This window comes from Pirellulaceae bacterium (genome assembly GCA_019636385.1).
In the GTDB taxonomy this organism is placed as follows: domain Bacteria; phylum Planctomycetota; class Planctomycetia; order Pirellulales; family Pirellulaceae; genus Aureliella.
Window position 1 is genome coordinate 366,043 of record JAHBXT010000005.1, and the last position, 19,456, is coordinate 385,498.

Sequence of the window (19,456 nt, forward strand, 5' to 3'; positions counted from 1 at the left end):
TACTCCATATCAAGTCTCGATTGAGTGAGATTTTTTGGGTCAATCATGAATCGCCTGACTTCTCAGCAACAAGCCGTATACGACTATATTCGTCAGAATATGGTCCAGCGCGGTTACGTGCCTACGGTGCGAGAAATCGGGCAGCATTTAGGAATTCGCTCGCCCAATGGAATAATGTGCCACCTCAAAGCGCTTGAGAAGAAAGGCATGATTCGTCGAACTGCCAACCGCAGCCGGGCAATCGAGCTGGCCGAGCCGCTTCCAGGAAACCAGTTGAGCTGGCAGATTCAAGGGCGCGTCGCGGCTGGAAAGGTACTCATGTTATCTGATTCATTTCAAACATTCGAACCATTATCTGCGCTGAGTGGTGGTCAATTGCCGTTCCTGCTGCAAATCACAGACGACAGTTATGCTCAGCAACGCATCGCTGCGGGCGACATGCTGGTAGTGCATCGCAGCGACGCGGCGCAGGAACGAACCCCGCAGGCGGGGCAATGGTTGGTCATGCAGTCGCCAGGCACTGGCGAGTGTTTGTTGGCCACGATCGAAAGCAGCGTTGCTCACAGAACCGTGCGGCCATTGTCAGAATCGCCGTACACCACTGACATCAGTCATTACCAGACGGTGGGTGTCGTTGTCGGGGTGATTCGCTTGTTGGGCGTGCCTTCATAGACAGCTCGCATGCAAGCACAGTCCCAGGCCCAACCGAGTTCAGCGAGCAACCATCCGCGGGTTCAGCCAATAGACTTGATCACCCCACTGGCTAAATTGCCCCTTCTCTACAACCAGGACGACCAATTGCGCGAGTGAGATATCCACATCCAAGTAAGCCTGGTTTGTGTTGTCGTTATTCGAAGCGCCCTCCAACTGTAATCTGTTGGCTGTGCGGCCGGTCAAGGTGGTTGCGCCGGCCTCGGATAGCTTACCATCGCGTGCGATCAAGACACGGCAAATCGCATCACCATGACGATTGCCAATGCTAAACGGTTCTGCCAGCCGCACCTCTGCCAAAAATTGGCCCGGCGATCCGTCCCAACGATAGGATACTTGCGATGAACTGTGCATCGCCAGACCATCATGAATTATTCCAGACTCTCGCCGTCGTCCAATAACAATTGGCAGACCGGCAACCGTTCGATGAACACCCAATTCATAATGCAGCTCCCAGTCCGGCAAAAAACGATACGAAACTGGTTTGGCTTGACTTAGCAAGGTTACCTGTGGAACGGCATCTCTAGCCGCATAGGTCAGACCGTGACTGAAGAAATGGGGCTCATCGATAATCCATTGCTTGGCCAACAGCGCGTAGTGCAGTTCTAGTTTTCCAGCCTTGCGTGTCAATTGTACGTTCTTGAGCAACGAACCATCGTCCAGGCCGATTTGCAATCCAGAAGCCTTTTCGCTCAGTTGCCCGGCGAGCACCGGACTGAGTGCGACTGCCTGTACCTCTTCCCAGTCAATGGAGACGGTTTGAACTGAGTCGTGCATCGACAATCGCGGTGCTGCGTCGCCAGTGGCTGCTTCCGGCCAGCGAATGACTCCAGTTAAGCGATTGCCATTCCGCAACCAGACGGCATCCTGCTCGCCTTGGAGATCGACCAGTCGTTGCTGCCACTGCAACCACTCGGCCATCGAAGCTGGCGGAGCAACAACCACAGCGCGCACCTTGGACATTGGCACCTCGATAGCGCCCAGCCATGGTTGATCGACGCGAAGCCATTGAGAGCTAACCAGACCCACGGAGCCTACTAGCCAGCTACCGTCCGTCATCCACACAGCGGACTGATCGACAGCGCCCGACCAACGGCCCCAACGCACAAGTGCTGATGTGCGAATCTGACTGCCCAGGGCATCTTGAAACAACCACTGGCCTTCGCCGTGATCGACCAGGGTTACATCGGCTATGATCTGATTTGCCAAATGCAAAGTATCGCGTCGGGCTGAGTTGTTTTGTGCATAGAGCGGGGTCAATAATTGCAGACCGCAACAGGCAATCGCCCCTGCTAATAACGAATAAACGGCTATTGACGTACGCACACTAGAAATCCTTACGCACCTCAGGCTCGGGTTCAGGTGCTGCGTCCGATTCGGCCAAGTTTTCCAGTATCGACGGCAGCCTATCAAAGCTACTTTTTTCTAATCGCCTTGTGTCAAGCGGTCGCAGGGCCCCCGGATTCTTTGCCGCCTCGGCCTTGGTGTAGACATCGACCTGCCCGTGATCGGGCCGGTCATGGCCAACTGATAATACAAATAGACCCACACTTCGCGGGGTGTAGTTGACATCTTCGATGGGGTTGGGACTGGTGCCCGTACGGTCGATGGCGATCGACTGCAGGTGTTCTTCATAGACGCTTACGTCGTAAATTGCGGATGCAGGAAGCGAAGTCATCAGCTCACGAGTGACCCATGATCCATCGGCACGCAATACTTCGAAGGTTTCAACCAATTGCGCGCCACTGTCGCGGTGCAATGTAACCGTGACTGAATCTTGCGGTTGAATCCGGACCGTTTCCAGCGGTGATCTGTCGCGCTGCGGTGTCAGCATCACGACAAGCGCGTTGCGCTGGGAATTGAACAACCGAATTTCCGCGGGCGGTAGCGGTGGGTTAGGCCGGAGTTGGCGGCTCTTACTACGCCAAAACGGCTGTAAGAGACTCACCTGCTGCGGAGCGGGTTTTAGCAATACCCACAGTTGTCCAGACAAGTTGGTCAGCGGGCTGAGACCTAAATTGCCGCCACCCAAATGCGTCAAATAGCTGTCGCCATAAAAACAGTTTCCCAGATAGTAGCCGTCGTTGGTTTGATTGCTGGCAGCGATGCGCCATATTTGACGGGCATCTGGAGCGAGTGTGGACAATCGCAATACGCCGTCATTAAATGCCGACACGGCCCAGACCTGTCCATCGCTGTAAAGCTGAAAGCGCACCATGCCGGGTCCGGCCGGGGCGATCCACCAGAGCGCTTGAGGATTAGCCGTGGTCAGGCAGCCCAAGCGCGTGCCGCGTTGGGTCAAACCCCACATGCGGTTGTGATCATCGTAGCACGCCAAATATCCGGCGTGAGCTTGAGGAAGTCTGGCCAGCGGCAGATTGAGGACGTGAGACAAATAGTCGCTGGCCCCGTAGGCACGCCAGTCAGGCTGAGGTTCGTCCTGCGTTGCCTGTTTGTCCTTAAATGCTCGCGTGTCACTATCTTCCGAAAGCGCTGTCTCTGCATCAGGCAAGCCGGATGGCCGTGGCGCTTGCGGCAAAGTGCTGGAACCTTTTGGGGCCACAGATTGCAACGGCTGAATCTGCATGCGACTGGGTGTGAATTGCAATTGGCCTGCTTGCAATCGACCAATTTGCAGATGGCCGCTGTGGTTGGATGGCCAACGCAGCACGCGGCCAGTTTCGCGATGGCGATATCCCAACCACAGTTGATCAGCCGAGTCCAGGTCATGAACTCGAATGTACGTGGTCACTTGCCCATGAGCATCCACCACATCCAGTTTGGCTTGGTTCCAACTGGCCTTAGATGAAAACGGCAGATCCGGAGCGGACAATAAGAACTGCTGGGCCTGAACAGGGCACGCCACCAAGCAGCAGGAGATCAGAATCAACCAGGCCGTCGGATGAAACGTCATGCAGGCATCTTCCTGGTGGCTAGTTTGTGTTGGCGAATTTCCATTGGCCAGTTAACACGCGACGATTAACGCTGGAAAATGGGCAGGACGGTGCGCGGCATGTTTAGAATCAAGCAGGCCATGGCCGTACCATATTCTGAGCTGTTGTAATCGAACCAACCGCCGCGACTGGTGCGCAATCCCAGAATAGTTCGTTTCAGTCGCTTGTACCAGGGCTCCCACTCAGAACCGCCGCGAAGCCAGAAGGCCTGAGCGGAATAATAGTGGGCGTAGAAGAAGAAATTGTTGCGCTCCAGCGAATTGTTCAGGGAAATATTGGCTAGCAGATAAGCGAAGGCTGACTCGATTTCGGAGCCTTCATAAACGCCCGCGCTGTACAACGCTACGATGGCTGCTGCAGTTAGCGGAAAACGACTTTCGCCGCCGCGGGTTTGATACATGAATCCACCGTCTGGATTTTGGCACTGACGCACATAGTGGATAGCGCGCTGGATCGTTTGTTGAGGTACGCCCAATCCCGCATTACGCGCCGCGCGCAACGCCATCATCTGGCAGACCGTTACCGATAGGTCAGCATCGTCCGGCGCCGGATTGTAGCGCCAGCCACCCTGTTTATTCTGAGTGTCTCGAATCAGCTTCACGGCGGCCGATAGCTTGGGACGGATATCCAGTTGGTTATCCATGCCTAACATTTCAGCCAAGAACAGCGTACCGAAGCCATGATCGTACATAGGACCGTGGCTGGTGTTGGCTCCAGAGCTTATAAAGCCACTGCCCTGAGCCTGCTGCAAGATGTACTGGCCAATACGTCGCACAGCTAAACCCGCTGCGCCAATTCCGGGGCGTACACCACGGCTGAGCATTGCCAGTCCAGCCAGTGCGCACACGCCAACCCACCTGCCCTGTTCGGCTGTCTGAAAACTTCCGTCGTCATTGTGTTGCGCCAGTAAATACTCCAGTCCACCACGCACCGCTTCGTCGACCGCCTGATCGTACAAATCGTCCAGGTCCCGCCGCGCAGAAAATTCTTGGCCGTACGCGAAACTGGCCGCCAACGGTGCACTGCACAGGCCCACCAGGTTGCGACCGATCCAGTTGCGCCGCGAGCTGATCACGGTGTGGGCTCCTGCGGCTGAAGCAAGGCCCGATAATAGGCTTCGAGCTGCTGACGATAGCTCGGCAAAAATTGATCGACCATGCGGGCTTCCAATTGCGAGCGCACCCGCTCAGGTAAGTGTCCCCAGACGCCGCGTTGCAATTGGCTCTGACTGGCAATGAGATTTTGGCCATCATCTGCCTTGATCGGGCGATTTCCTGTCGCCGCTGCGTTTGCCGCGCGATCTGCAGCGTGCGGCGACGGGCCCCCATCCACGGGCGAGGCTGGATCGTTCTGTCGTGCGGATTCGTCTGTCGACGATCGTCGCGATGACGTTGAGGCTATCGTGGAACTGTGTTGTTTCGAGGTTGACTCCGATTGGTTGGGCTGAATGCCTTCAAGGGCGGCGATTAGCTGGTCCAACCCGTCAATGATTTCCGTCTGAATGCGAACGGCCTCATTTCCAACTGGCCCTCGATTCATGGGTCCGATCAACGCCTGTAGCTGTCGGCGAATAGTCATTATCGCCAGCCCGGGGGCATCTGGGCTCGCGCCATCAGCCAGCCCCGGCTCGGCTGTAGGTTGCGGCGGCTGGCTCAGTTCCAGCAATCCTTCGACTAATCTTGATTCATCGTTTTGAGCTAAGCTCCTAGCGGGAACTGAGGGGTTGTGGTTCTGTCCGCTGGAGATTTGCGGTGCCAGGCAATCAATTGAAAGCACTAGCCAACCCAGTAGCCACGCCCGGCGGAAACTGTCTGCTCGTTCCCAAAATTTGATCCAGCAATTCATTGCGCGGCTCCGATACCAGAGGTCTTGTCTGGAGTCAAGCTGTCCAAGATTTCCTCAAATTGGGCAGCCAATTGTCGTTGCTGTCGGGAGATGTCGTCTTGATGTTGTTGACGTAAATCAGCGTCTTCTATTTTGTCCAGTTCGATGGTTCGGTTCCTGAGTTCAACCTGTAGGCCGCGAATGAGTTTCAGATTAACGATGGCTGGTGCGTGAACATTCGATGACTCGGAGCTATCAGAAGAGTCGTCACTCGATGATTCACTAGGGCCAGCCGCCGGAGCCGACGACAGCGCCTGGGCCAACAGCTTTAACTTTCGTAACGCCTCGTCGGCTGCGTCCGTCGCTTCCGGGCTGATGCGCAAACGCCTCGCAGCAGCTTGAGCCCGCGCTAGATCGCTATCGCTCTGCTGCAATGTCCAATCCAAGGTCGGCATGCTCTGAGCTACACTTCGCAACTGTTGCAATTCGTTACGAACCAACTGTTGCTGCTCCAGTAGCGGTGCCAGCAGAGACTGCAGCTGATCCAAGTTTTGGGTTCCCTGCGGGGTAACAGGTAGGGCATTGTAAGCGTCCGCTAGCGTTTGTTGTCGCTGGATGATGTCCATAAGACCCTGCACAAAATCTGACCAACGTTTTTCTGTCGTTTGCTGAGAGCCTCTGGCAGGCTGGTGGCCATCAGCTCGGCTAGCTGCTGTTTGCAACGACTGAGCAATTCGCTGTTGTAACTCCACAGCTTGACTTATTTGTTGCTCCAGTAAACGGCTGCCCGCGCTGCGCATGGCACTGACTGTTTGGTCGTCAGCCAGCGTGCCAGCGGCCTCAGCCAGTTGTTCGTGAAGCGCGGTGCTCTCAGAACCCAGCATCTGAGAATGCTGGGCTTGCGACAGCCAATCTTCTAATTGGCTAGCAACTTGCAACTGTTGCTCGCGCAATGCCGCCAACGGTTGAGCGGCATCAGTTAAGCGATGGCGAAGCGCATCCAACTGAATTTGCCGTGTTGCGTCAGCAATTGACTGCTGCTGTCCGGTCAACTGTGTCAATTGCTGACGCAACTGCTGGAGATCTTGCAGTTGCTGCGACTGATCGGCCAACGATTGCAGTAGCTGCAACGACTGCGATTGCGCGGTCTCTAATTCGTCGGCTGCAATTCGCCAATTCTCGGATTGTTGTGGATGGGAAGCGGATGACCAATTGGATTGCATGCTCGCGGCAACGGCCAGCGCCTGTTCAATGGTCTCCGCGCCGTGCTCAGCCATTTGTTGCTGAATCTGCTGCAAATTAGAGTATGTTTCCGAATGCTCTAGGCGATTGCGTTTTAGCAGCTCAAGTGCTTGGGCAACGTTCTGTGCAACGCTGGTGGAAGATTTGGAAAAGCGCTGTTGAATGCTCAATTGCAATTGCGCGATATTGGCAAGTGCAGTCGTCGATGGTTCTGGAGGAACCGCGCCCTGGGTCGCGTCGATCATCTGCTTAGCAATGTGCTGCGCGGAACGCTGTGCGGTCACCAGTTCGCCGAGCTGATTCGCGATTGCAGCTTGGCGCTGAGCGATCAATTCCAATTGCCGTTCCGGCGATGCGATCGTCACACGCTCGGCATGGCTGGATCCGACCTGTCCAAGCTGGTCGCGGGCTTCCAGTCTGACGGTTACACAGTCGTTCATTTGTAAGGTATGGCCGACACTGGCAAAGAGGCTCACCAAATCCAGTTCGGCTTGTAGCCCGCTATCGCCCGGATCGCTCAAGGCAAAGGGGATTTCGACGATTGTTTCAGGCTTGGATTCCAACGACAGTTGCGCTATGACTTGCGCAAGTCCCCAATCGTCGTTGGCGTGTCCAATCAACTCCAGGCTGGCTCCCAATGCCAGGCTGCTGAGCGGAAATGAATCGAGTGTTACGCTTGGAGCCGCGTCGGGAATAACTTCAATGGTCCAGCGTCCGCGTGAGTTGAGCACGTCACCTGATAAAGTTGTAAACATAAAAGTCCAACTGCAACTGTGGGGTATGGCTTGAGCCTGATGCTGCGAGTTACCCAGCGTTACGGATATCTGATCATCGGCCAAGTGTGCAACTAGCGGTTGGGTTGGAGCAGTCGAATCGGTGGATTGAACTGGTCGCAACTGCTGCAGGGCAACTGCTGTGAGCGGTTGACTGACGGTTCCGAAAAACCGCACCTGGCTGCCGGCCACTACTTTGAGACTATTGGCAATAACACTGTAGCTTGGATGATGTTCGGATGATGAAATGGAGGAACTTAGGGTCCGCAGCGCCGGCGAGCCACGCAAGTAGTCGGGCGGAAAAACTTCAAAGCGGTAATCGTTCCAGGTTGGCAATTGGGCGACACGGACCGTATGCCACGGCATCGCTTGATCTTCGCCGCCTACGGCGCGAATTTGGATGTCATGATGAACGGGAGGCAAAGTGGCACTAGCGAGTTGACCGTCTGATGTCGCCGGCAAGCGAAGCGGCGGCGCAGTGTTTGAGTCTAAATGCCGCACTTCAATGAACACCGACTGGGGTAACGGCGGATGAAGGTCGATGACTTGCAAGTCCAACACATCCCCACGCCCAACCGCAGTCGGTAAATCAATCAACTGCAACTGATCCAAGCGAGGCCAGGGCCGCGCGGCCCACGGTATCAGTAGTCGCGCCAGCGCCCGCTGGCAGTCGACCGGACGTACAAAATAGACCACAGCCCCTAGGCCCAACAAGATTGTCAAACCCAAGGCCGCTCGTCGCCAACTGCTGGTGGAGATCATTTGATTCCAGTCCAGCGTGAGCGGCCGTGCAGTCCAGTCTGACAATGCAGCCTGACGTAGCGAATGACTTCCGAATCGATGGTCGGTTTTGATGCACTCGCTGGGTGCAAGCGCATGTTCAGCAGCATCCAGTTGCGCTAGTTCGAATGCCACCGGTAATCGTCCCGCTTGATCTGGATAACGCTGCTCCAGCCAGTTCGCGATATCCAGCGGACGAATGCCACAGCGCAGGGCCGGCAGCAACCGCCAACGCATCAGCCAACCGGCAGCGGTCAGCAGGATGCCCCATGACAACCACCGCAGGCCCAACTCCTCGCGTCGCAGCGTAGCATCGATCAGCATCAGCGCAACGGCCAGCATCGATACAGCGGTTAACCACGTCAGTACTCCTCGCCATCGAATCTGGCTACGCGCCCGTCTAGCTGCGCTCTCGCAGTTGGCCAGCAGTTGCGAGCTGGGTGGGATGTCGTCCGATGCAGGCATGGTTGGATCGTGCTCGGTCACTTAACGCACTCGTCGAAATACCAATCCGCCTACCTCAATACCAGCCTCGCCAACAACGCGAGGCGTGGTGAGCTTGACCTCGGCGGTGCCGGCAGGCAGACTGATCTTGCCCAAGTTCAGCGGTTTGAACGGTTTGACGTACGATTCACTCGTTCGCGGCACGCGGTCGTGTTGTGCGCCTACGGCCGGAGGATCATGCGACTGGATTATCGCGCAACCAAGGTTTTGGCCAGCACACGTCATCAGCACTTCGGTGCCTACGGATGCTTCAGGGCAGGTGTGGTAGAGGTCGACTTCAAAGTTGCCGCCCGCCAACAGTTCCACTTGCCATGTCACGTGGTCGGTTTCTTTCTTCCAGTTGGTGAAATACGAACAGTTCGGTGCCCTGGCCGATCGCTGCACGGAGCCGTTCGCAATACCGTCGCGGGCGGGTAGTTCACTGCGATGAAAGTCGGGATGTCCAATCGGAAACGGCAGAAGATTCATGGCCGCTTCGTCCGCCAGCGCCTGCCGCCACTCCGCAGCTCGAATACTCAGTAGCCTGGTCAATTCGGCGCGATGTTGACTGATGTCATGTTTCTGTTCGGGATCGGCCACCATGTCAAATAATCGGCCGGTGGAATCCAGTCGGAACTGTTGCGTTCTCAGGCTGACTTGTCCGCTCCAGTGCGAGAAAATGGTGCGGTCGTTCAGGCTGACTTCCTGCCCCAACATCAATGGTTTGAGGCTCACGCCGTCAAGCGGCTTGGAACTCATCACGGGCACATCGGCCAAGTCCGCCAATGTCGGCAACAAGTCGATGGCACCACAAATCTGTGTTATCAGTTTGCCGCTCGGAAATTGTGAGGGCCAACGGATGAACAGCGGCGAACGAACTCCGCCTTCGTCCGTGCTGCCCTTGCGTCCTTTCATGCCTCCATTCCAACGGTGGCTGTTCGGACCGTTATCGCTAAAGAATACGACGATGGTGCTCTGCAACAGCTGCGACTGCTCCAATTTTGACAGCACGCGACCAACGTTAAAGTCCAGATTTTCAACCATCGCTAGTGCCGCGCGGGTAAACATGATGTCCTCTGGCCCTTCATCGCCGGCACGCATGGAGTATGTCCGATCTTGATGACGTTCCCAATATTCGTCGGGTACCTGCATGGGTGTGTGCGGTGTCGGAATGGCCAACAACATGAAGAATGGGTGATTGGCATGTTGGTCGATAAATGTCAATGCGCGGTCTGTCACGTCATCTACAATGAATCCGTTGCCCTGAACTGGCATTGCGTTGTGTTCCAATGCCGGCGAGAAGTAATCGCCCCAATGCCCCGAACAGAATCCGTAGAACTCATTGAATCCACGCGCCAGCGGATGATAGGGATACTGTGAACCGTTGTGCCACTTGCCAAAGCAGGCGGTTTGATAACCCGCAGCGCGGAAGTCCTGGGCGATGGTGCGTTCGTCCAGATTCAATCGCTCTTTGCCCTGCGAGACGCCATGTACACCAGTTCGCAAGTGATAGCGTCCAGTCAAAAACTCGGCTCGTGTCGGTGCGCACACCGGCGACACGAAAAAGCGATCAAAACGCACGCTCGCATGAGCAAGTGAATCTAAACTGGGAGTGGATAGATTGGTGTTGCCATGGAACGACAAATCTCCCCAGCCTTGATCGTCCGTCAAAATCACAATTACGTTGGGCGGTGCGTTGACGACGGGGTGTTGATCAGCATGCTTCGATTCATCGGCTCCAGCACCCAGTAACGACCGGCAGCTGCAAAGCATGAATGCGAAAACTACGAGCCAATGGAACTTCATGCTGACCTTTATTACTCGCTGCTCGATCGCCGGTTAGTAATTCAATTTGAAACCGTTTGAGACAAACACTGTCCAGGCATGTGCTGGGCCGGCGCGGAGCCGAACATACTACGATTGAACAGTCTTTGTCGCTTTCCAAGAGTCTTCGCGTACTTGTTGATTGATGGCTCCGGCCCCGCTGGTCCCAGCTTACAAATCCTCTAAAGCCCCTGGAGCGTTTAATTCTACCACAAGTACCAGGCCCTGCTCTGTCCGGTTCCACTATTGGCAAAATATGGAAGATACAGACAATAGACGACTTCGATTGATTGTTTAACTGCGTTACAGGATGCGAGGCGCAAGATGAATAGATTGTTTGAAGGCAAGCGTGGATTGATCTTAGGCGTGGCCAATGACCGCTCGATCGCCTGGGCGGTAGCTAAGGAAATTATGGATCAGGGTGGTGTGTGCGGGTTTTCTCACCTGCCGGACAAACCTGATGATCCTCGCAAGAAGAATCGGCTCCGCGTTTCCAAGTGCGTCGATCACTATCCGCAGCATGCGACGTTTCTCGAGCCGTTGGATGTGCAGTCCGACGAGCAGGTTGCTCAGTTTATGCAGTTGGCCGGCGAGCGCTTGGGGCACATCGACTTTTTATTGCACTCAATAGCCTTTGCCGATCGAGATGATTTGGCGCGTGACACAGTGCACACCAGCCGACAGGGGTTCAAACTGGCCATGGACGTCAGTGTCTACAGCCTGATCGCAGTGACTCAAGCTGCGCAAGTTCTCATGAAGCCGCAGACTTCGGTGTTGACGATGACCTATTTTGGTGGCGAAAAGTGTGTGCCAGGCTACAACGTGATGGGCATCTGCAAGGCGGCACTGGACGCTACCGTGCGCTACTTGGCATTTGACTTAGGATTGCGCGGTCAGCGCGTCAACGCGGTCAGCGCTGGTCCGCTGAAGACGCTGGCCGGTACCGCCGCCGGTGTAGGTGAAATGCAGCGCTACTATGATTACGTTGCACCGCTGGGGCGCTGTGTGACTCACGACGAAGTGGGTCGGGCTGGTGCGTATCTGTTGAGCGACTACAGTGGCGGTATCACCGGCGAAATACTGCACGTTGATTCTGGGTACAACATCATGGGCAGCCCCGGACGCTTGCTGGAGACGCTGAAGGATGCAGCCACAACAGCTTAGCTAGTCTGCGTAGCTGCGCTCCTAATTGGTAGCTACGTTCGCAAACGGTAGCCACGTTCTCCAGAACGTGGTTCTCCAGAACGTCAATCGCCAGCGACGTCAACTGAGGTCTGGTGAACGCAGCTTTAGATTGATCTGGGCTTAGCAGAGCAATTCCGCAGGAGCGGATGGCGCATGAAGATATTGTTAGTGGCTGCCTACTTCCCGCCGCTCAATCGTATGGCCTCGTCACGCCCCGCCTCGTGGGCCGTGCATTTAGCCCAGGCCGGGCATCAAGTCACGGTCCTGACCAGCAAAAAGCATCCCTACCATGGACCGCTCACGCTGCCGTTGCCTGAATTGCCTGAAGGTACCGAAGTGATCGAGCTGGATTACAGTCTGGCTGACAAGTGGGGTTATGGAGGCAAGAGCAGTTTACGGCGAATCCTGTATGGCTGGCAGCGGCTATCTTGGATGCTGACGGCGACCATGCACGCCCGGCGATTGTCGCGTACCAGGCGTTTCGATGCCATTGTATCCACCTACAGTCCCATCGCGCCCATTTGGCTGGGATACGTTGCCAAACGAGCCCATGCGCGCAGCCACTGGATCGTGGATTATCGCGATTTGTGGACTGGCAACCCCTATCGACAGCGCGGGGCCATCGCCGAGCGCGTTTTAGAGTCAATTCAGCGCTGGCTACTGGGCCGAGCATCCTTACTCACAACAATTTCACCGCCATTGCAATCGGCATTGCAAAAAATGGTTCCACAATTGGCAGTGGCGGTGGTCTTCAACGGCTACGATCAAGTCGCTTCGGCACCCCACAATTCGCTCAACGATCGTGAATCGGAAAACAACGACCGTCTGATTCGAATTGTTTACACCGGTACCATCTACCCGCAGAAGCGTGACCCCGAACCGTTGTTTCAAGCGCTGCGAGCCCTGGCAGATCAACAACAAATTGATTTGCAACGATTTCAACTGTGCTTTCTGGGAGACAAATTGGCAGGCTTGCCGCAACTGCTTCATCAATATCAACTCAGTCACCTGGCACATCTGCCGGGGCAAGTCTCGCGCGAGCAGTCACATCAAACACAGAGTCAAGCAGCACTACTACTGTTGTTGGGTGCCGACGATGCTGGCGTGTTGCCTGGCAAGTTATTTGAGTACTTGGCGGCCGGTCGACCGGTACTGGCAATTGGCGATACGCCCGCTTCCGATGCTGGGCGCCTGTTGCACGATGCGGGTTGTGGCTTGGCCGTCGGCCGAGATGTGGAGCAGATCAAAAGCGTTCTACTGGAATTGTACACCGGTAGCCGATTGTCGTACTTCCATCCGCAGTCTGATGTAATCGCCGCCTACAGCCGCGCAGCCCAAGCGCGCAAACTTGAGGAACTACTGCTTGGACTCTTGAAAGATATTTAACTGAATGGGTAGCTGCATCCGTTAATCGGTAGCTACGTTCACCGGAACGTGGAGGCTGTTCGTAGCTCGTCAGGTGTGTGCCGCAAGTCGCCAACAACTGGTATGTTCCCTTTGGCAATTCGCATGACAGTTCAATCAAAGTTTGAACTGTCACACGGATCGCTGAGATGCTGCATGCACGTGAGCTAAGCCGCCTTCTGGCGATCTTCGGCTTGATTCAGTTTGTTGTACAACGTCTTCAGGCTGATTTCCAGTTCATCGGCGGCTGCTTGCTTGTTACCGTTGTGCCTAGAGACAGCTTCAATAATGGCGGTCAGCTCCAATTCTCGCATGGTCATTGGCCCCAATGAGCGCAACTCTTTTCTGAGTCGACGATCGGTAAACTGTTTGGGCAAATGTTCAGGCAGAATAGGTGGGGACTCGCAGAGGATCGAAGCGTGCTCGATTACATTGGCTAGTTCCCGTACATTGCCTGGCCACACATGTCCCATCAGCAACTCCATGGCCTCGGGGCTGAACAACCGGTCATCGTCGATTGCGTCCTGACGAAAGCGCCGGAACAGATGCACCGCCAGCGCTGGCAAATCGCTGGTTCGTTCTCGCAGGGGTGGCAGGCGGATTTCAAAGGTGTTGATGCGGAACATCAAGTCCTCGCGAAACTGGCTTTGTTCGACCATGTGTTCCAAATCGCGGTGCGTAGCACACACAATGCGTACGTCGACTTTGAATGGCTGGTTATCGCCCACGCGACGCACTTCACCGCTTTCCAGCACCCGCAACAGCTTGGCCTGCATCGACAGTGGGAGTTCACCGATTTCATCCAAAAAAATCGTACCACCAGACGCCATCTCGAACAGTCCTTCGCGCTGCGCGTCGGCACCAGTGAATGCACCTTTTTTGTGACCGAATAACTCGCTTTCAATTAGGCTTTCTGGCAGAGCACCACAATTGATGGCCACGAAGGGCGCAGACGCCCGCAGGCTTTGATCGTGAACGCTTCGGGCCACCAGTTCTTTGCCGCACCCGGTTTCGCCGCGAATCATGACCGTCGATTGCGTGGGGGCAACCTTGGCGATCAATTGCTTGACGGAATCCATCGAGGGATGCGTACCGATCAAGTGCTTGGACACACCGGACTTCTCAATGCGCTGCTTGACAGCGTAGAACTGCCGCACCAAGTCGCGACGATCCAAAATGGCTTGCAGCAATTGTCGCAAGTCATTCCAGCTACAGGGTTTCGTCAGGTAGTCGCAAGCACCATAGCGCATAGCCGCAACGGCTGTCTCCAACGATTTCTTGCCTGTCAACACCACCGCCTCGGTTTGCGGTGAATGTTCGCGGATCTGTCGAATAACTTCGATACCGCTCAGTCCAGGCATATCCAGGTCCACTATCATGCAATCGAACTGCTGATTCCGCGCCACAGCGATGGCTGACGGACCATCGGGACAGACCGCCACGCTGTGTCCCATGCGTGGCAATTCCAGGCTCATCAGCTCCTGGAGCGATTCCTCGTCGTCGGCGAAGAGTACGTTGAGTCCATTAAGCGGCTTGGAGGTTTTCATGTTCTGATCGCAAAGATGATGGTCGAATCGGCATTGTCAACGTAAATCGCGAGCCGCGGCCGGGGCCGGGGCTTTCGGGAACCAGCGTTCCCTCGTGGTCTTGAACGATGCGGTACGTAATCGACAGTCCCAGTCCTGTACCGCGTCCGTCTCGGCGGCGTGTAAAAAAGGGCTCGAACAGGTGCGACATGACCTCAGCAGTCATACCGCAACCGTCGTCCTCGATAATTAGCTGGAATTGCGATTCGTCGCAAGACAAACGCAAGCGAACCTCTTGGCCGGATTCGCTAGCATCCAGAGAATTCGTCAGCAGATTCAACACCACTTGCTTGAATTCGGTGGGGCTGATCCAGGCCTGCAAATCTTTCACGCCTTCAAAATGAATGCGATGATTGCGATATTGGCCAAGGTGCCTGACCAATTCCACGACGTCACTCACACCATCGTGGACGTTAGTAAGCTGTTTGCGCTGTGTTTCCCCTAACCGCGAAAAGTCCAATAGCCGCTCGGTAATTCCCTTGCAACGAAACGCCTCATCCTGAATGCGCTTCAGGTATTTGCCTAGGATTTTCAATTCCTCGGCATCCATATCGGCTTGGGCCGGGTCTTGATGCAACATTTCATGTAAGCGGCTTTCCAGCGATTCCGCGCTCCAGGCGATTGAAGCTAAGGGATTGTTGATCTCGTGTGCCACCCCAGCCGCCAAGAATCCGACGCTGGCCAACTGTTCGCTACGCACGACCTCCTGAGATCGTTCGCGTACCTTTTGATCCAAGTTGTTCTTGATCTCTACGAACAAGCTGGTCATTTTGTTTTGCGCATCTGCCAGTTCGGCCAGTTCGTCGCGGCTGCGGAGAATGATACGGTGGTCGAATTCTCCAGAGGCGATGCGCCGGCTGCCGCTAAGTAAGATTTTGAAGGGCTGCACGACCTGCTTGCGCAGGAACCAGTACGAAAACAGCACGATCAGCAGCATCCAAACTCCGGAGACAATGATGATTACTCGCCATGTGCTGTAGGTGGATCGAGCTTCCTCGCGAACCGTTCTCATACGATCCGTCAGCAGTTTGAACAGGCTGTGAGCATCCAGGGCCAGATCGTCCAGCTCTTGCGCTATTTTCAGCGAGCGAATCTTGCCGCCGCTATGATATTCAGACTCCCACTGCTGGACCAACTTGAGGCGGTCGAGCATGTGATTGACCAACTCCAATTCTTGGCTACTGCTGGCCAACAGCGGATCAGCGTCGCGACGGTTCTGAAATCGAGTGCGATGTTGTCCTAGTTTGAATTCGACGAAGTGCAGTTGATTTAGGAAGCTGACTCTCTCGCTTGACTGTAGCGACAGACCGGGAGTGTCGCCGCTGAGCGTCAATAACTCGACTCGGTCTGGGGCAGGTTGCACATTTTTCGAAACGATGTTCAACGGGCCGCGGCGGAAGTAGCTGCGTAGCTCGCCGACGTCCTGGCCCAGACTCCACAGTTCTTGCACCTCGTAAGACAGCGCACCGATATTGCCCGTTAGAGCGCGATACGCATCCACGACGCGCAGACTCACAAAGGTCAGCAGCAACAGGATCACGCTCAGCACGATCATGTTTAGCAAAATCTTCTTGCGAATCGGCATCGCCGCGATCATGGCTGTCTCCCGAATCGCCGGTGGTGGTGAGTTCTGAGGTTCACGTCAATTCGCCTTGTGAATTCTGCGCATCCAATATGCACCGACCAACAGTAGCGCTAGATTTCCAAGCCAGACTGCCGACGGCGACCAACTGCCATCACGGGCGTGATCCAGACCCAGTGTAAAGATCGGATAGTACACTAACAGCGTGGGTAGAAAGCAAATTCCGAAGCTGGTCCAGTGGTCCGCCGACTTCATCCACATCGACAGTGGAATGCCAACCCACACGAAAAAGAGGCAACTGAAGCCGGCCGCCCATCGCCGCCAGGGTTCCATTTTGAGCTGGTGCAGTCGATAGGTACCATACCGCGTCTTGACCTTGCAATCCTGATGAAAAGCGTCGCCCAGCCATTCGTACTTGCCAATAGCCAGCGCCATCCCCGCGCGTGCAGTCTGGACTTCCTCCAATTCGCTCAGCGATACTCGCTGGCGCTCTAACTCAGCCGGCATAGCGCGCATCGGATAGTCTGCCGGCTCCTTGACCGTCGCCTTGCGCGTAGCGTCCGACAGTGGGATTGAAAATGAGAATGGACCGGGCTTGTCCACTCTCGGTCCCGTATTTCCCATGGCCATCACGGAATCATTGAGTTCGATGACTAACTCTTCTTTTTCTAAATCAACGTGCATGCGGGCCGACTTGGCTTCGATGCTGACCGGCTGTCCGCCGCTGCGAGGTTGGTGCGAAATGGTTGGCAGGATCAGCTCGCGGCCGTCAGCGCCAATGCCGTGTACGTGAATGGAGAAGCCATTGTCTGACGTGTAGGCTCCCTGGCTACGAAGATAGCCGTAAGCCACCTGCTCCAGTGAGTGCGTAACCACGCGTTTGATGCCCGGCTTGCCCCACGAGTAAGCGATGTCGTTCAGCCAGACAGCGACCAAACTGATCGCCAGAGCCATAACCAGCGTTGGGGAAATGAACTTGATCGGGGGGACACCTACCGCCATCACGGCCAGCAATTCATTGTCTGCGCTCAGTCGGCCATACACGCTACACACGGCAAACAGCAATGTCGCCGGAATAGCGTACTGCAAAGACACCGGCAAGACGTAAGGCAGTAGCTGTAGTACCGCCATTGTGCCCAACCCTTGACGCAGTAACTGTTGCATGACGCCAAACAGTACGATCACCGCCGTGAAGACCACTAAGGCCACCACGAACAACTTGATAACTTCCCACAGAATATAGCGGCTAAATCGATACATGATTTGACGGCGAGTCTAGCAGCGTTTTAATCCGGGCACCATGGCGATCGCCTTTTGACTCGGCGCATTGCCAGCAATTGCAGAGACAACCAGCATTTGAACTGGCATTCCTCCCCAAATCGCCAGTCACTACACTGCACCGTCGGCCGCGCGTAGCCGCCGTCGCCAGACAATGGGCCCCAGATCCCTCACATATTGCCCCATCGCGTCCTTTCATTAATCACCGTCCTACGAGACTCCGACCCATGAAACAGATATGCGCGTTGACCACGGTTCGCAATGACCGCATTTTCTTAAAGAAGTGGATCGAGCACTATGGAGCGGCATTGGGACGCGAAAACCTATTCGTGATCCTGGATGGTCACGACCAGCAACCGCCCGACAACATCCAGGGAGTCAACCTGCTGAGGCTGCCGCATCAGCCGCTCGAACGCGTGCCCGCCATGCGTCGTCGCGCACGCGTCATGTCCAAAATTGCGCGAGGCCTGTATCACTACTTCGATATTGCCATCGCCACTGACGTAGATGAATTCATCGTCGTTGACCCACAGCTTGGGCTCGATCTACGCAGCTATCTCAGCTCTCGCCAGTTACCCGCCTCGATTTCGGCCTTGGGGTTGGATGTCGGCCAGCACATCGAACTCGAACAGCCGCTGAATCTTGAATTGCCGTTTCTAGCGCAGCGGCAGTTCGCCCACGTATCATCGCGTTACACCAAGCCGTGCATCACCACGCGGCCGCTGACGTGGGGTTCTGGCATGCACCGCATCAAAGGCAGGAACTTTCACATCGATCCCAATCTATATTTGTTTCACTTTGGGATGGTCGATTATCAGTTATCGACTGGCAAGACGCTGGATGCTGATCGGTTAGCTACGGGATGGCAAGGGCATCTCACCCGGCGTGAAAGGCTATTTGGCATCATCAGTCAGTCGCAGCCTCAAGACGGTGATGACTACTTCACAACCGCCCGACGTTATCAAACTTGGCATCGTCCCTTCTATGCCTGGAACAAGCCCGGCATGATCCCCGGCGACCCGGTAATCCGCATTCCCCAACGCTTTAAGGCTGCGGTGTGAGAGCAACCCAGCTTGTCAAGCTGTCGCCTGAACCGCTGAATCCCATAAAAAATCACCCGTCCCGTGCCGACGTTCAACCTGTATGCCGTTTCAATCCGCGCCCGCTCTCGCGAGCGGGCGATCAGAAGAAACAGGGCACAATCGAGATTCGGCTAGTTTCAATCCGCGCCCGCTCTCGCGAGCGGGCGATCCGACGAAGGGAGGAAGCGTATTGCAAAGATGTTGTTTCAATCCGCGCCCGCTCTCGCGAGCGGGCGATGGCGGGCTGCCTTTTGTTCGCTTTGCCCCATCGGTTTCAATCCGCGCCCGCTCTCGCGAGCGGGCGATCATGCGGCTCGACAGCAGCCCGTTCTCGCTCCAACAGTTTCAATCCGCGCCCGCTCTCGCGAGCGGGCGATTCAGTTATGTTTGCGCGGAAGATTCCCACGACGGTTTCAATCCGCGCCCGCTCTCGCGAGCGGGCGATTTGCGAATCCAGTGCAGGCAGCACAACTGCGGTTCGTTTCAATCCGCGCCCGCTCTCGCGAGCGGGCGATGGTTAAACGGGCTGGAAATGCAAGATGGCAAGAGTTTCAATCCGCGCCCGCTCTCGCGAGCGGGCGATATAGTAATGTCATGAAGATGGACACCACAGAATGGGTTTCAATCCGCGCCCGCTCTCGCGAGCGGGCGATCGGCCTCCGACAAGTGGCCTTGCTCCAGGCAGTGTCTGTTTCAATCCGCGCCCGCTCTCGCGAGCGGGCGATGCCTTCTCACAATTGAGGAGGCC

General features: G+C 55.6%; 13 protein-coding genes and 1 CRISPR repeat array. Of the genes, 4 read left to right on the top strand and 9 right to left on the bottom strand.

Annotated elements, in window-relative coordinates:
* The first annotated feature begins 45 nt into the window (after positions 1-45).
* A complete protein-coding gene (locus tag KF752_19015) occupies positions 46-672 on the top strand; it encodes a repressor LexA (protein ID MBX3423653.1) in 627 nt (208 codons plus the stop codon).
* Positions 673-711: 39 nt separating this feature from the next.
* Here KF752_19015 and KF752_19020 read toward each other — a convergent pair whose 3' ends face one another.
* The 6 genes from KF752_19020 to KF752_19045 all read right to left on the bottom strand — a co-directional run bounded on the left by KF752_19020 (position 712) and on the right by KF752_19045 (position 10,540).
* Entirely contained in the window at positions 712-2,037 is a 1,326-nt protein-coding gene (locus tag KF752_19020) for an NPCBM/NEW2 domain-containing protein (protein MBX3423654.1), read from the bottom strand.
* A 1-nt stretch (position 2,038) separates the two neighbouring features.
* Complete coding sequence (locus tag KF752_19025) at positions 2,039-3,625, bottom strand: hypothetical protein (GenBank protein ID MBX3423655.1); 1,587 nt, start codon at positions 3,623-3,625, stop codon at positions 2,039-2,041.
* A 65-nt stretch (positions 3,626-3,690) separates the two neighbouring features.
* On the bottom strand, positions 3,691-4,740 hold the full coding sequence (locus KF752_19030) for a terpene cyclase/mutase family protein (GenBank protein ID MBX3423656.1): 1,050 nt from the start codon (positions 4,738-4,740) through the stop codon (positions 3,691-3,693).
* The gene (locus KF752_19035) at positions 4,737-5,510 is read right to left on the bottom strand and encodes a hypothetical protein (protein MBX3423657.1); all 774 of its coding nucleotides are present in this window, start codon (positions 5,508-5,510) and stop codon (positions 4,737-4,739) included. Before KF752_19035 ends, KF752_19030 begins: the two co-directional genes overlap by 4 nt.
* On the bottom strand, positions 5,507-8,770 hold the full coding sequence (locus tag KF752_19040; GenBank protein MBX3423658.1) for a hypothetical protein: 3,264 nt from the start codon (positions 8,768-8,770) through the stop codon (positions 5,507-5,509). The genes KF752_19035 and KF752_19040 overlap by 4 nt, the downstream gene beginning before the upstream one ends.
* The gene (locus KF752_19045) at positions 8,771-10,540 is read right to left on the bottom strand and encodes an arylsulfatase (protein MBX3423659.1); all 1,770 of its coding nucleotides are present in this window, start codon (positions 10,538-10,540) and stop codon (positions 8,771-8,773) included. It abuts the gene before it with no gap.
* A 375-nt stretch (positions 10,541-10,915) separates the two neighbouring features.
* On the opposite strand from KF752_19045, the gene KF752_19050 reads away from it, so the two are divergent.
* Together KF752_19050 and KF752_19055 are read left to right on the top strand one after the other, a co-directional pair.
* A complete protein-coding gene (locus tag KF752_19050) occupies positions 10,916-11,755 on the top strand; it encodes an enoyl-ACP reductase (GenBank protein ID MBX3423660.1) in 840 nt (279 codons plus the stop codon).
* 174 nt (positions 11,756-11,929) lie between these two features.
* Complete coding sequence (locus KF752_19055) at positions 11,930-13,162, top strand: glycosyltransferase (GenBank protein MBX3423661.1); 1,233 nt, start codon at positions 11,930-11,932, stop codon at positions 13,160-13,162.
* A gap of 185 nt (positions 13,163-13,347) precedes the next feature.
* Here KF752_19055 and KF752_19060 read toward each other — a convergent pair whose 3' ends face one another.
* From KF752_19060 to KF752_19070, 3 genes are read right to left on the bottom strand one after another with little or no spacing between them, the layout of a single operon-like run.
* On the bottom strand, positions 13,348-14,727 hold the full coding sequence (locus tag KF752_19060) for a sigma-54-dependent Fis family transcriptional regulator (protein MBX3423662.1): 1,380 nt from the start codon (positions 14,725-14,727) through the stop codon (positions 13,348-13,350).
* Positions 14,705-16,363 carry a HAMP domain-containing histidine kinase gene (locus tag KF752_19065; GenBank protein MBX3423663.1) on the bottom strand — a complete coding sequence of 553 codons (1,659 nt, stop codon included), beginning with the start codon at positions 16,361-16,363 and terminating at the stop codon, positions 14,705-14,707. The genes KF752_19060 and KF752_19065 overlap by 23 nt, the downstream gene beginning before the upstream one ends.
* 45 nt (positions 16,364-16,408) lie before the next feature.
* The gene (locus tag KF752_19070; protein MBX3423664.1) at positions 16,409-17,608 is read right to left on the bottom strand and encodes an LptF/LptG family permease; all 1,200 of its coding nucleotides are present in this window, start codon (positions 17,606-17,608) and stop codon (positions 16,409-16,411) included.
* A gap of 245 nt (positions 17,609-17,853) precedes the next feature.
* Here KF752_19070 and KF752_19075 point away from each other — a divergent pair, with 245 nt between their 5' ends.
* On the top strand, positions 17,854-18,687 hold the full coding sequence (locus tag KF752_19075; GenBank protein MBX3423665.1) for a glycosyltransferase family 2 protein: 834 nt from the start codon (positions 17,854-17,856) through the stop codon (positions 18,685-18,687).
* Positions 18,688-18,774: 87 nt separating this feature from the next.
* A CRISPR array of direct repeats spans positions 18,775-19,433; the repeat unit is 35 nt; unit sequence GTTTCAATCCGCGCCCGCTCTCGCGAGCGGGCGAT.
* Positions 19,434-19,456 lie beyond the last annotated feature (23 nt).